At 44.5% G+C, this 14,301-nt stretch carries 13 protein-coding genes; 11 read left to right on the forward strand and 2 right to left on the reverse strand.

From position 1 onward, the window contains the following. Nucleotides 1-22: 22 nt before the first annotated feature. The 4 genes from B9L23_RS04360 to narI are packed head-to-tail and all read left to right on the forward strand — an operon-like array spanning nt 23 to nt 6,454. A complete protein-coding gene (locus tag B9L23_RS04360; protein WP_089096943.1) occupies nt 23-3,706 on the forward strand; it encodes a nitrate reductase subunit alpha in 3,684 nt (1,227 codons plus the stop codon). Further along, nucleotides 3,696-5,228 (forward strand): nitrate reductase subunit beta, encoded by a 1,533-nt coding sequence (gene narH, locus B9L23_RS04365; protein ID WP_089096944.1) that lies wholly within the window; start codon nt 3,696-3,698, stop codon nt 5,226-5,228. The genes B9L23_RS04360 and narH overlap by 11 nt, the downstream gene beginning before the upstream one ends. Then, nucleotides 5,203-5,733: a nitrate reductase molybdenum cofactor assembly chaperone gene (narJ, locus tag B9L23_RS04370; RefSeq protein WP_062677769.1), complete on the forward strand. Its 531-nt coding sequence runs from the start codon at nt 5,203-5,205 to the stop codon at nt 5,731-5,733. Before narH ends, narJ begins: the two co-directional genes overlap by 26 nt. Before the next feature lie 28 nt (nt 5,734-5,761). Beyond that, nucleotides 5,762-6,454, forward strand: coding sequence for a respiratory nitrate reductase subunit gamma (narI, locus tag B9L23_RS04375; RefSeq protein WP_081189866.1), 693 nt, complete (start codon nt 5,762-5,764; stop codon nt 6,452-6,454). Between the two features lie 38 nt (nt 6,455-6,492). Here the strand turns inward: narI and B9L23_RS04380 are convergent, their stop codons facing one another. Beyond that, on the reverse strand, nt 6,493-7,203 hold the full coding sequence (locus B9L23_RS04380) for a Crp/Fnr family transcriptional regulator (protein WP_081189865.1): 711 nt from the start codon (nt 7,201-7,203) through the stop codon (nt 6,493-6,495). 493 nt (nt 7,204-7,696) lie between these two features. On the opposite strand from B9L23_RS04380, the gene moaA reads away from it, so the two are divergent. Further along, nucleotides 7,697-8,719 (forward strand): GTP 3',8-cyclase MoaA, encoded by a 1,023-nt coding sequence (gene moaA / locus B9L23_RS04390; RefSeq protein ID WP_089096945.1) that lies wholly within the window; start codon nt 7,697-7,699, stop codon nt 8,717-8,719. 43 nt (nt 8,720-8,762) lie between these two features. On the opposite strand, the gene ric is transcribed toward moaA, so the two are convergent. After that, nucleotides 8,763-9,476, reverse strand: coding sequence for an iron-sulfur cluster repair di-iron protein (ric, locus tag B9L23_RS04395; protein WP_089096946.1), 714 nt, complete (start codon nt 9,474-9,476; stop codon nt 8,763-8,765). Between the two features lie 343 nt (nt 9,477-9,819). On the opposite strand from ric, the gene B9L23_RS04400 reads away from it, so the two are divergent. The 6 genes from B9L23_RS04400 to argC all read left to right on the forward strand — a co-directional run bounded on the left by B9L23_RS04400 (nt 9,820) and on the right by argC (nt 14,290). Next, nucleotides 9,820-11,079 carry a molybdopterin molybdotransferase MoeA gene (locus B9L23_RS04400; protein ID WP_089096947.1) on the forward strand — a complete coding sequence of 420 codons (1,260 nt, stop codon included), beginning with the start codon at nt 9,820-9,822 and terminating at the stop codon, nt 11,077-11,079. After that, nucleotides 11,076-11,585 carry a molybdopterin-guanine dinucleotide biosynthesis protein B gene (gene mobB / locus B9L23_RS04405; protein WP_089096948.1) on the forward strand — a complete coding sequence of 170 codons (510 nt, stop codon included), beginning with the start codon at nt 11,076-11,078 and terminating at the stop codon, nt 11,583-11,585. Before B9L23_RS04400 ends, mobB begins: the two co-directional genes overlap by 4 nt. Continuing rightward, entirely contained in the window at nt 11,582-12,052 is a 471-nt protein-coding gene (locus B9L23_RS04410) for a molybdenum cofactor biosynthesis protein MoaE (protein ID WP_062753773.1), read from the forward strand. Before mobB ends, B9L23_RS04410 begins: the two co-directional genes overlap by 4 nt. Continuing rightward, nucleotides 12,049-12,279 carry a molybdopterin converting factor subunit 1 gene (gene moaD / locus B9L23_RS04415; protein ID WP_012749421.1) on the forward strand — a complete coding sequence of 77 codons (231 nt, stop codon included), beginning with the start codon at nt 12,049-12,051 and terminating at the stop codon, nt 12,277-12,279. The genes B9L23_RS04410 and moaD overlap by 4 nt, the downstream gene beginning before the upstream one ends. A gap of 5 nt (nt 12,280-12,284) precedes the next feature. Continuing rightward, the gene (locus B9L23_RS04420; RefSeq protein WP_089096949.1) at nt 12,285-13,019 is read left to right on the forward strand and encodes a YwiC-like family protein; all 735 of its coding nucleotides are present in this window, start codon (nt 12,285-12,287) and stop codon (nt 13,017-13,019) included. Between the two features lie 233 nt (nt 13,020-13,252). Next, on the forward strand, nt 13,253-14,290 hold the full coding sequence (gene argC, locus B9L23_RS04425; RefSeq protein WP_062679127.1) for an N-acetyl-gamma-glutamyl-phosphate reductase: 1,038 nt from the start codon (nt 13,253-13,255) through the stop codon (nt 14,288-14,290). The last annotated feature ends 11 nt before the right edge of the window (nt 14,291-14,301 follow it).

Genomic DNA, 14,301 nt, shown 5'->3' on the forward strand with positions numbered 1-14,301 from the left:
AAGGAAGGAGCTTCATGCTGACATGAATAAGAAACCTTCGCCGCTGCTAAAAAAGCTAAAGTATTTTGGCAAATCCGAAAAAAACGCTGGCCATGCCGAGGTATCACCGTATGGTCGCGACTCGGAAAAAGTGTACCGCCGTCGTTGGCAGCATGACAAAGTAGTTCGCACAACCCATGGAGTGAATTGTACTGGTTCCTGCAGTTGGAGGGTGCATGTGAAAGACGGCATTATTGCTTGGGAAACACAGCAGACCGACTATCCGACTACAGGTCCGGATATGCCGGAATACGAACCGCGCGGCTGCCCAAGAGGAGCAAGTTTTTCATGGTATACATACAGCCCGCTAAGAGTCCGCTATCCGTATGTGCGCGGAGCGCTTTTAAAGCTATGGAGAGAAGCATTAAAAAAAGAAGGAGACCCTGTTTCCGCATGGAAATCGATCGTGGAAGATCGCGAGAAGGCAAAACGGTATAAAAGCGCACGCGGAAAAGGCGGATTTATCCGCGCGAATTGGAATGAAGTCAACACAATGATTGCGGCTTCGCTTATTTATACGATTCAAAAGTATGGACCAGACCGTATTTTCGGTTTTTCACCTATCCCGGCGATGTCGATGGTAAGCTATGCCGCCGGTGCGAGATTTATAAATTTAATCGGCGGAGCGATGCTTAGTTTTTATGATTGGTATGCCGATCTTCCGCCTGCTTCCCCGCAAATATGGGGCGAACAGACGGATGTTCCGGAAAGTTCTGATTGGTTTAATTCGAGCTACATGATCGTGTGGGGATCAAACTTGCCGCAGACGCGCACTCCGGATGCCCATTTTTACGTAGAGGCGCGCTACCGGGGAACGAAAGTGGTCGCTGTGAGCCCGGATTATGCGGAGTTTGTCAAATTTGCCGACAACTGGCTTCCGATTCAGCCGGGAATGGACGGGGCGCTGGCGATGGCCATGACGCACGTCATTTTAAAAGAATTTTATGTCGATCGGCAAATAGATTACTTTACAAATTATGTGAAAAGGTATACGGATTTGCCGTTTTTAGTCATGCTTAAAAAACATGGAGACGATTATGTGGCAGATCGCTTTTTACGGGCAAGCGATATCGGCATGCCGCTGCGTTACGCGGAATGGAAAACGGTCGTATGGGATGAAAAGTCGCAGACTTTTGCCGTGCCAAACGGAACGATTGGGCATCGGTGGGAAAATAACGGGAATTGGAATTTGCAGCTCAATGACATGGACAATAAACGAATCGGCCTCGATCCGGCATTAACGTTTTTAGGAAAAGAAGATGATATTGTTACGATTAAAATTCCGCATTTTGAAGTAGAGAAAAAATCGGTGCTAGAACGCGGCGTTCCTGTAAAAGCAATCAAGAAAAACGGAGATACGCTGTATGTAACGACCGTTTTTGATTTATTGCTGGCCAAAACCGGTGTTTCCCGCGGACTGTCGGGTGATTATCCTGTCGATTATAATGATCCGAAACCGTATACGCCGGCATGGCAGGAAGCGATTACTGGCATTGATCGAAACACGGCGGCGCAAATCGCTCGCGAATTTGCGCAAAATGCGATCGATTCGAAAGGTCGTTCGATGATTGTCATGGGCTCAGGCATCAACCATTGGTATCATTCCGATGCTATCTACCGTGCGATTTTAAACCTTGTTTTGTTAACGGGTTCGCAAGGAGTAAATGGTGGAGGATGGGCGCATTATGTCGGACAGGAAAAAGTGCGGCCGCTGGAAGGCTGGCAGACGATTGCGATGGCGCGCGACTGGGGAGGACCGCCGCGTCTGCAAAACGGAACGTCGTTTTTCTATTTTGTAACAGAGCAGTGGAAATACGAAGATCAAAAGATGGACGAACATATTTCTCCGTTGTTTGATCAGCCGCGTTATCAGCATGGCGGCGACTATAACTATTTAGCGGTTCGTTTAGGGTGGCTCCCATCTTATCCGCAATTTAACGCAAACAGCATCACGTTAGTGGAAAAGGCAAACGCAAAGACAAACGAAGAAGCGATTCAATATGTGGTCAATGAAATAAAACAAGGAAATTTAACGTTTGCGATCGAAAATCCGTCCGACCCGATCAACTTTCCGAGAGTGATGTTTGTTTGGCGCGCCAATTTGATCGGTAGCTCGGCAAAAGGCCATGAATATTTTTTAAAACATTTGTTAGGGACACATCACGCAAATTTAAGCGGACAAAACGATGGGCTAAAGACGAGCGAAATCGTTTGGGATGAGGATGCACCCGAAGGAAAGCTCGATTTAATGGTAAACATCGATTTTCGCATGAATGGAACGGGGCTGTATTCCGATATCGTCCTTCCGGCAGCCACCTGGTATGAAAAATATGATATAAGCAGCACCGATATGCATCCGTTTGTGCATCCGTTTAATCCAGCGATTGCCCCGCCGTGGGAAGCGAAATCGGATTGGGATTTCTTTAAAGGGCTCGCCAAGACGTTTTCGGAAATGGCAAAACACTATTTTTCCGCTCCAGTCAAGGATGTGGTAGCAACGCCGCTTTTGCATGATACACGAGATGAAATCGTCCAGCCGTTTGGAATCGTGAACGATTGGAAAGACGGAGCGAGCGACCCGGTTCCGGGGGTAAATTTTCCGCGGCTTCACATCGTGGAAAGGGATTATGCAGAAGTGTACAACAAATTTGTGGCTCTCGGCCCGGTTGTTCAGGAACGAATCGGAGCGAAAGGGCTCAGCTGGAACGCCAATGAAGAATACAAATGGCTGCTTGATACGGCCGGTTCTTCCTCGCTGACAGGGCCGTATAAAGATTGTCCAAGCCTGTTGACCGACCGTGACGCTGCGGAGGCGATATTGGCGTTATCGAGCGCGACAAACGGTTCGCTGGCGCTGAAAGCTTGGGAAGAGATGGAAAGAAAGACGATGCAAAAGCTAAAAGATTTAGTGGAAGAACGGGCGGAAGAGCACATTACGTTCCAAGCGATTACATCACAGCCGCGCCAAGTGTTAACTACTCCTGTATTTAGCGGGAGCGAAACAGGAAACCGGCGGTACTCCCCATTTACAACCAATGTCGAGCGGCTCATTCCATGGCGGACGTTAACGGGAAGGCAACATTTTTACCTTGACCATGAGTTAATGCTGGAGTTTGGCGAGGAATTACCGACGTTTAAAGCACCATTGCGAAAACTGGCTTTCTACGAAAAGGACCATCGTCCGAAGGTAAGCGGCAAAGAAATTGCGCTCCGCTATTTAACGCCGCACTTTAAGTGGTCGTATCACAGCACATATGGAGATACGCTCCCGATGTTAACGATGTTTCGCGGCGGACCGCATGTATGGATGAATAAAGACGACGCGGAAGAAGCAGGCATTGCCGATAACGATTGGATTGAAATGTATAACCGCAACGGTGTTGTCATCGCACGGGCGGTTGTCAGCCACCGGCTGCCGCGCGGAGTCGCGTTTATGTATCACGTGCAAGACCGTTATATTAATGTTCCGGGCTCGCCAATCAGCAAACTTCGCGGCGGAACGTTTAACAGCCCGACGCGCATTCATGTAAAACCGACACAAATGATCGGCGGCTATGCGCAATTAAGCTATGGCTTCAATTATTATGGTCCAACGGGAAACCAACGGGATGAACAAGTCATCATTCGCAAACTTAAAAAAGAGGAAGTGAACTGGCTTGAGGATTAGGGCACAATTTGGAATGGTGATGAATTTAGATAAATGTATCGGCTGCCATACGTGCAGCATTACATGCAATAATACGTGGACGAATCGTCCCGGAGCAGAGTACATGTGGTGGAACAACGTAGAAACAAAACCGGGAATCGGTTACCCGAAAGAGTGGGAGAATCAAGATTTACGTAAAGGCGGATGGGTGCTCAAAGACGGGAAGCTCGAGCTGCGTGCCGGCGGCCGGGTGAATAAACTGCTAAATATTTTCTATAATCCGGACATGACCCCGATTGACGATTATTATGAGCCTTGGACATATGACTATGAAAATTTAATTAACAGCCCGGAAAAACAACATCAGCCTGTTGCCAGACCAAAATCGCAGCTGACAGGTGAATATATGGAAATTACGTGGGGACCGAACTGGGAAGATGACTTGGCAGGAGTATTTGAGACAGGAAAAAGCGATCCAAATATAAAAGGCATTGAAGAGAAAGTGAAGTTCGAATTTGAGCAAACGTTTATGATGTATTTGCCGCGCATTTGCGAGCATTGCTTAAACCCGCCATGCGTTTCCTCCTGTCCATCGGGCGCGATTTATAAACGGGATGAAGACGGAATTGTGCTCGTTGATCAGGATGCGTGCCGAAGCTGGCGTTTTTGTATGACGGGCTGTCCGTATAAAAAAGTGTATTTTAATTGGAAAACACATAAAGCGGAAAAATGTACGTTTTGCTTTCCACGCATTGAGACCGGTCAGCCAACGATCTGCTCAGAAACATGCGTCGGGCGTCTCCGCTATATCGGCATTGTTTTTTATGACTTAGATAAAGTGGAGGCTGCTGCTTCGGTTAAGGATGAAAAAGATTTATATCAAGCCCACTTAGATGTATTTCTTAATCCGTATGATCCGGAAGTGATCAAAGCGGCGCGTGAAGCAGGATATACCGATGATTGGATTGAAGCGGCACAGCGCTCCCCGGTTTATAAATTGGCGGTGGAACAAAAAATTGCGCTTCCGCTTCATCCTGAGTATCGCACATTGCCAATGGTTTGGTATATTCCGCCGCTAAGCCCAATCATGGGAGCATTTGACGGTGGATTGGACGACATTAATGCTCACGTCATTTTTCCAGCGATTGATCAAATGCGCATTCCGATTGAATATTTGGCGAACTTGCTTGCAGCAGGAGATACGGAAGTGATTCGCACGGTGTTGAAAAAAATGGTGGTGATGCGAAGTTATATGCGCGCCGTGAACTTGGGGAAAGAACCGGATAAGAGCATATTAGATAAAGTGGGAATGGATGAACATACGGTGAAAGAAATGTACAAGCTTTCCGCTGTTGCGAAATATTCCGACCGCTATGTGATTCCATCTTCTCATCGCGAGAAGGCAGACAATATGTTTTACGGACAAGGAGCAGTCGGTTATGAATTTATGGAATCTTGTTCCGGCTGTTCGGGATATGACGCGGAAAACTTTCATCAATTTTATTGGAGTGATATCGATGGAAGAGCACCGGAAAATTTTTAAAATCGCTTCGATTTTGCTGCAGTACCCGGAACAAGGGTGGATTGGTGATGAACAATTATTCCATGAAATTTCTTCGCTAAGCAATGAAGGCGTCCGGAAACTGTTTATGCAGTTTCTGGACTATTTAACAACAAACGAAATAGAGACGTTATGCGAAATATATGTGAATACGTTTGATTTTAGCGATAAAACCACAATGTATTTAACTTATCATCTATTTGGCGATCAGAAAGAGCGCGGCCAAGCCTTTTTAAAACTAAAAGAAGAGTTTCGCAACGCCGGTTTTGATCTATTGGATGAGGAGCTGCCAGACTATTTGCCAGTCGTTTTAGAATTTGCGTCTGTCGCTCCCGAAGAGCATGCAAAGAAGATGCTTCTTATTCATAAAACAACCATTGATAAAATTACAGAGGAACTAAAATTAGCGAATAATCCGTATTATCTTGTCATGGATGGCTGTGTAACCGGAATCGTTTCATTTTTAGAGGAGAAAAAAGCCTCTTAACAATACGAACATGAATGGAGGACGCCTGATGAGTTTACTTGATCAATTTATTTGGGTAATTTATCCATATCTCATGCTTACGTTATTTGTCGTTGGTCATATTTACCGTTATAATACAGATCAATTTGGCTGGTCGGCAAAATCAAGTGAGTTTCTTGAAAGCAGACGGCTGCGATGGGGAAGTATTCTTTTTCATTGGGGAATTATATTTGTTTTTTTCGGGCACGTAGCTGGGATACTGGTGCCAAAACCATTTTATGAAACAATCGGAATTACGGATGAGATGTATCACTTCGGGGCGGTTTGGTTCGGCGGCGCAGCTGGAGTCGCAACGGTCATCGGCGTTCTGTTGCTGCTATGGCGGAGGTTAAGCGTTCGTCGTATTTTCCGCAACAGCAGCAAAAGTGATTTCCTTGCATTGTTTCTGTTAACCATCGTCATTTTAACGGGATTTACCAATACAGTAGGATATACCGCTACAGGAGGAACGTTTGATTATCGCGATACGATTGGCCCATGGTTCCGAGGGATTTTAACGTTTCGGCCGCTGCCTCAACTGGTAAGCGATGCCCCGTTAGGATTCCAAATTCATATTATTACCGCCTTATTGCTGTTTGGCATCTGGCCGTTTACCCGTCTTGTCCATGTTTGGAGCGTTCCGCTGACGTATTTAAATAGACATTATGTTGTATATCGCCGCATGCGTGCAAAGAAGATTTAAAAACACCCTCCTTTTCCATTCGAAAAGGAGGGGTGTTTTTATTCAATGCGACAAATATCCACCGGACAGTTTTCGCATTGAATTTCCTTCTTTAAATAGTCGAGGTCATGGATCGTAATTTTTCCTTTTTTAATGGAAAGAACACCTTGCTGTTTTAACACGTTCAACATGCGGTTGACGCTTTCGCGGGTGGTGCCGCAAAAGTTGGCTAAATCTTGGTTTTTCAGCGTTAAGTCGATGAGGATGCTTCCATTATCCAGCGTAACGCCATAGCTGTTGCACATGCGGATGAGCGTGGAATAGAGCGCTCCTTTTTTGCCGTGCATAATTAAATCGCGAAATTTCGTTTGTGTCCGCCGCGCATGCATGCTGACCCATTGCATATATTCATAAGTAAGTGAAGGGTTGGTGAGGAGCTCTCGTTCTAAATCATCTTTTTTAATGACTGCCACTTCACCATCTTCGATTACTTTTGCTGTTAACAAATAGCGAGGTTCTGCTGTAAACAATGTTAGCTCGCCGATAATTTCCCCAGAGCCGCAGATGCGGAAACACATCTCTTTTCCGTCAGCGCAAATTTTGCTCATTTGCACTTTACCTGAAAGAATAAGATATAGTTCATCAGCATCCATTCCTTCTTGGAATAAAAATGTTCCTTTTCGTATTTTGACTGTATGTTTCGCAGAACGGAGTAATTCACGCAAATGGCCAAAGCGATCATGGTTGTGCAACGTTTTTGCTGCAAGCATTTTTTTCACCTCAATGATTTGTTGTTACTTCCATTGTAGGAAACAAGGGGTTGGTTTTGTTGTGAAGAAAATCACATTTTGTTGTATTTGTGATCATTGTCACAATGATGTCACAAAATATTTTTTGAAACCGTTTTCATGATTGTTATGTTAAAATGTGAGTAACGTCACAACATTTCTCTTATCTTTCTTGTATAGTAAATGGGAAAATGTCATAGTGTTGTTGAAAGAGGTTTTTGACATAATTGGATTTTGTTGTCGATAAAAGCGGCATTCATCTCCAGAGTCATTGTGGTCCTACTTGGAACCGTTATCGCGAAATGGATGGCATGCCACCGGTTTAAAGGGAAAATCGTAATAGAAACGGTGCTGAGGCTTCCACTTGTGATTCCGCCATCGGTCATTGGTTTTTTTCTGTTTGGAAAAAACAGCGGTATTTACATGGTTAATTATGTGCGACAAACTTTAAGTTCAATTGAAAGGAGGAGGCGGTATGGGAAAAGGTCAATCGGTGATTGTCGACCAGTGGAACCGTCCGCTTCGCGATTTGCGCATTTCAGTAATAGACCAGTGCAATTTCCGATGCGTATATTGTATGCCGGCAGAAATATTCGGACCGAATTTCCGTTTTTTGCGTGAAGACGAATTATTAACGATCGAGGAAATGGGGCTGCTTGCGGAAAGTTTTGCGGAACTTGGGGTGGAAAAAATTCGCATCACCGGGGGAGAACCGCTGTTAAGACGCGACTTAGACTTATTAGTAGAACGGCTGGCGCACATTTCCGGCATTCGCGATATCGCTCTTACTACGAATGGGATTCATTTAGTGAAATGGGCAAAACGTTTGAAAGAAGCGGGGCTCAAGCGCGTCAATGTCAGCCTGGACGCGTTAGATGACGAAGTATTTAAAAAGATGAACGGGGTTGGCGTCGGGGTCAAACCGGTGTTAAAAGGGATTGAAGCAGCGCGGGAAGCCGGGCTTGGCGTTAAAGTGAACATGGTCGTCAAAAAGGGAATGAACGACTCGCAAATCATTCCGATGGCGAACTATTTTAAAGAACGAGGCATTACCCTCCGCTTTATTGAATATATGGACGTCGGCACGACAAACGGATGGGACTTTTCCCATGTGGTAACGAAAAAAGAAATGTATGAACGCCTGCAGCAAATGCATCCGCTTGAGCCGGTGGAAAAAGCCTACTTCGGCGAGGTGGCAAGCCGCTACCGCTATGTTGGCACGAACGTGGAAGTCGGCTTTATCACTTCGGTGACCGAATCGTTTTGCCAAAGCTGCACTCGGGCGCGCATTTCCGCCGATGGCACGCTATATACGTGCTTGTTTGCTGCAAGCGGTGTTTCGTTAAAAGAAAAACTGCGTTCCGGGGCCGATAAAGAAGAAATAAAGAAAATGATTGCATCGACATGGAACATGCGGACAGACCGCTACTCGGATGAACGAACGGAGCAAACAGCAAAAACGAGGAAAAAAATTGAAATGTCTTATATTGGCGGATAAACAAACCGGACTTGCTCGTTATGTGGAGCAGTCCGGTTGTTGTTTATTGGGATGCTTCTGTTTCATGAAGAACACGCGGAAATAAAATGTTATTTTCCAAATGGATATGTTCCAATAAATCTTCTTCTAGCGCTTCTAATCGGTTGTAGACAAGATGGTACGTCCGGCATGCATCTTCTGGCGGGGTGAAGTCATTTGTAATCTCACGAATCGTTTTGATGATATCGCCAGCAACATCATGTTCATTGATAAGTTCGCGAATTGCTTGTTTCATCGTTTCTCTGTTTTCTGGAGTCGGAGTTTCTTCAAATTGTAAAATAAGCGGGAAAGCATGAGTTTCTTCTTTGATCGTATGCTGCTCGAGTTCTGTTTTCAGCTCGTTAAACAACTTATGAATTTGTGCTAGATGCGGGTGATGCACCCCATGAACGCGAAGCACTTTTGTTACGTAAGGGCTAAGATTAGGCAATTCTTCCGCCAGGTAACGGTGATGTTTTTGGATAATATGGTCGATCAGTTCACTATAAGAAGCTTCCGACCAATTTTTTTCATCTTTTTCAAGTGATTGTGCATAAAGAGTATTTAATTGTTCTAGTATCGCTTTGCCATCTAAGTTTCGTTCTTGTATCGCTTCTTTTAACGGACGCTGTCCACCGCAGCAAAAATCAATTTTGTATGCTTTGAAAATATCGCTTGCTTTTGGAAACTGTGCTACGATATCACCGATGATCGATTGTTCTGTAAATCGTTTTTCCATGATCGGCCCCTCCATTTTTTATAAATCGTTACAATCTAAGTATATTTCCTTTTCTATTTCTATGTCGTGATGCATATCACACATATATTTATGAATAGATTTTGAACAAATCATGTTGAACTGCAAAGGAAGCCAGAAAATGTGATTAATCTCACAAATGAATTTTTTTCGTTTCCGTACAATAGAAAACAAGATGGATTACAAACTTAATCTTCTGCAAGAAGCAGGACTTTCAAGTTTAACTTATATAGTTGAAAAAATGAATAGAAAGATTGATAATATCAATACATTTGGAATAAGGATGCATAAATGGAAACCAATATACAGGAAGAGGGATAAAATCATGGAAGAAAGACGAACTCTTATTCCGGTAACAGAGGCAATCCAAAAAGTCATGAAGTATGCAGGAACAGGAGAAGTGGAAACGGTTTCATTAGAAGAGGCATATGGACGGTATTTGGCGGAAGAATTGCGCGCTGACCATGACGTTCCGCCGTTTGACCGGTCACCATATGACGGTTTTGCGATACGCGCTGTTGATTCCGCAAAAGCAAAGCTTGACAATCCCGTAGAATTTGAAGTGATTGAAACGATTGGAGCGGGACAAGTAGCGTCGAAGACCGTTCAACCATTTCAAGCGGTGCGCATTATGACGGGGGCGCAAATTCCAGATGGATGCGATGCGGTTGTCATGCTGGAATTAGCGAAACAATATGAGAGAGACGGAAAAACATATATGTCGATCAAACGTCCCTTTCAACCGGAAGATAACATTTCGTTCCAAGGAGAAGATGCGAAAAAAGGAGAGGTGCTCGTCCCAAAGGGAACGTTTATTAATCCAGGAGTGCAAGCATTGTTAGCGACATTCGGGTATGCTCGGGTGAAAGTCGCGAGAAAACCGCGAATTGGCATTTTCGCGACAGGCAGCGAGCTTTTGGACGTATCTGAGCCGCTCGTTCCCGGAAAAATTCGCAACAGCAACGCCTATATGATTCAGGCGCAAGTAGTACGCAGCGGCGCGGAGCCAGTTTATTTTGGAAAATTAGCCGATGATGTGGATACATGTTTTACAGCAATACAAAAGGCGCTGCCACAAGTTGATTTTCTCATCACAACGGGCGGCGTTTCGGTTGGAGATTACGATTATTTGCCGGCCATTTATGAACGCCTTGGGGCAGAAGTGTTATTTAATAAAGTCGCGATGCGTCCGGGAAGCGTGACGACGGTTGCGCAGCTCAATGGAAAACTGTTGTTTGGTCTATCTGGCAACCCTTCGGCATGTTACGTTGGATATGAGTTGTTTGTACGTCCGGCCGTACGGACGCGTCTATTTTCGCCAAAACCGTATTTACGGAAAGCGACGGCAACGTTGATGGCAGACTTTCCTAAACCGAATCCGTTTACCCGGTTTGTTAGAAGTTATGTGGCGGTCGAAGATGGCCGGTTAACCGTGTCGCCTGTTGGGACAGATAAATCGAATATAGTCACATCGCTGGCAAAAGCAAATGCGCTGATGGTGCTGCCTGGAGGGACGCGAGGATTTGCAAAAGGGGATACCGTCGATGTATGGCTGCTAGAAGATGAGGAAGGAAGTGACATATGAACGTTTGGCAAGTGGTTGGCTATAAAAATAGCGGCAAAACGACGCTTATTGAAAAATGGATAAAAATCGCGGCAGCCGAAGGATATCGTGTCGGAACAGTGAAACATCACGGACACGGCGGTTATCCTGAAAGAAACGATTCCTATACGGATTCAAAGCGCCACGAGCAGGCGGGAGCAGTTGCCGTTTCAGTGGAAGGCGGCGGTTTGCTCGAGCTTCACGCATGGCAGCCTGCATGGCCGCTAGCGCAAATTTTATCATTATATGAACTTTTGCCGCTTGATTTCGTACTTGTCGAAGGCTACAAACATGAATCATATAAAAAGGTTGTGATGCTGCGAAACGAGGACGATTGGGATTCGCTGTCACAGTTGTCTAATATTATTGCCGTTATTACGTGGGAATCTTCTTCGCGGCTATCTTTCATTCCATATCCTTTATTTTTCATCGATGATGAGGAAAGTTATTTACATTGGTTAATGAATGAGGTGAGAAAAAACGAATGAAGGAACGCCTTTTTATGATTACGGACAAGCCGATTTCCATTGAGAATGTGGTAAAAAAAGTAATGCGCCCCGAAGCCGGAGCGGTGACCACGTTCATGGGAACGGTGCGCGAATGGACAAACGGAAAGCGGACCTTATTTTTACAATACGAAGCGTACGTATCGATGGCGGAAAAAATGCTAGAACAAATCGGGGAGGAGATTCGAGAAAAATGGCCAGAAACGAAAGTGGCGATTACGCACCGAATCGGCAGGCTGGATATCGGCGATATCGCTGTCGCCATCGCCGTTTCGTCGCCGCACCGCAACGACGCGTATGAGGCAAACCGATATGCGATTGAGCGCATTAAACAAATTGTTCCGATTTGGAAAAAAGAACATTGGGAAGATGGAACGGAATGGGTTGGCAATCAATTAGGGACGAAAGCGTATCCAACAGGAAAGCCGGAAGGAGAGGATTTACAATGATCACACTTCTCTTTTTTGCGCATTTACAGGAAGCAATTGGAGAGGAGCGTATGGTGCTTCCTGACGTTCCCAAAACGGTAAATGCATTAAAGCAGGAAGTAGAAAAGCGTTATCACATTGATCTGAAACAAGTGATGGTCGCGGTGAATGAGGAATATGCCCGCGATGATCAAACACTTCAGCCAGGTGATATCGTTGCCTTTATCCCACCGGTAAGCGGAGGATGAGATCTATGAAAAACCGACAAAAACAAAAGTGGATTGTTCCGAAACAACATGGCGCATGGGCAATGCTGATCATTCCGTTTGTATTAGGCGCATATGCAGGCGGATTGACATGGCTTCATCTGCCGTTATTTGTAGGATGGTTTTTCTTATACTTGGCGACATATCCGTTGTTGATGGCGGTAAAATTAAAACGCACACAAGAGTACATGTGGTCGTTTTACGGCTACACTGCCATTGCCGCTGTGATATTAGCTATTTGTTTATGGTATGTGCCATCTTTATTTTATTTTGGAGCGGCGATGCTTCCGTTCTTTCTAATTAATCTTTCTTATGCCAAACGGAAGCAGGAACGTGCTTTTTGGAATGATGTTGCGGCAATCATTGTTTTTTGTGTTGCTGGTCTTGCCAGCTTTTATGTTGGGCGCGAGGAATTAACGATAGAAGCGTTTGAACTAGCTGCTTTTTGTTTTCTCTTTTTCCTCGGAAGTACCTTTTACGTAAAAACAATGATTCGCGAAAAGAAAAACCCGATGTATAAATGGTTGTCATGGGGATACCATGGAATATTAATGATCGCGCTCGTTGTCATCGGGTACCCGTTATTTGTTCTTGCCTATGTGCCAAGTGTTGTTCGGGCTGTTTATTTATATGGCAAATCGCTGCCGATTATGAAATTAGGAATATTAGAAATTGCCAACGCCGCTTATTTTCTTATTGCCATGATCGTCCTTTACTCATAAAAACGAGGTATGTAAGTGAACGCACCTCGTTTTTTTATTTAGTGTGTCCGATGATGTACAGGTGTCCGAGTATAATACACTTTTTCCATGAAACAAATATTGTGTTTTGCGGAAATAGTTATAAAAACGATTAAAAAATATTTAGAAAATAATTAAATATACATTTGATTTTATTTTTATACAGTATTATAATGGTAATTACATGAAAGATAATTCGTTCAAGGAGGCTTGTCATGAATATTGCAATCATTGGTGCGACCGGGTATGGCGGTGTAGAATTATTAAGATTTTTACAGCATCATCCACATGTTCATCACTGTTCGCTTTATTCTTCTTCACAAGACGGCATCCATTTTTCCGAAAGCTTCCCGCATGTTGGCGAAATAGAGGGAGCGATTCTTCAGAAAATCGATGTCGAACAAATGGCAGATGAATGCGAGGTCGTCTTTTTTGCTACTCCGCCAGGCGTTTCTAGCACACTTGCACCAACGTTGATTGATAAAGGAGTTAAAGTGATTGACTTATCCGGCGATTTTCGCTTGAAAGATAGATCGGTATATGAAATGTGGTATAAGCGACAAACGGCTTCCGATCACTATTTGCAACAGGCGGTATACGGATTAACGGAATGGAATAAAGAGGACATTCAAAAGGCGCAGCTTCTTTCCAATCCGGGATGCTATCCGACCGCTACGCTGCTCGGTTTAGCCCCGCTTGTCAAAGAACGGTTGATTGAAGAAGATTCTATTATTGTTGACGCAAAATCCGGGGTGTCGGGAGCAGGACGGAAAGCTTCGCTGAATACCCATTTTTCAGAAGTCAATGAAAATGTCAAAATTTACAAAGTGAATTCTCACCAACATATTCCAGAAATCGAACAAATGCTAAAAGCTTGGAATGAACGCATTCAGCCGATTACGTTTAGCACACATTTAATTCCGATGACAAGGGGAATTATGGCAACGATTTATGCGAAAGCAAAGAAAGAGCTGTCGTTAGAGACATTGCTAGATTTATATAAAACAAGTTATGAAGATTCGAAATTTGTCCGCGTTCGCAAGCCTGGACAATTCCCAGCCACAAAAGAAGTGTATGGCTCCAACTATTGCGATATCGGAGTTGCTTATGACGAACGTACGGGAAGAGTTACCGTTGTTTCCGTCATCGACAATCTTGTCAAAGGAGCGGCAGGACAGGCGATTCAAAACTTGAACGTGATGATGGGCTGGGATGAAGAAAGCGGGCTTATGTTAGCACCGATTTATCCATAAGGAAGGAGATC

It is taken from the genome of Parageobacillus galactosidasius, assembly GCF_002217735.1.
Classification (GTDB): Bacteria; Bacillota; Bacilli; order Bacillales; family Anoxybacillaceae; genus Parageobacillus_B; species Parageobacillus_B toebii.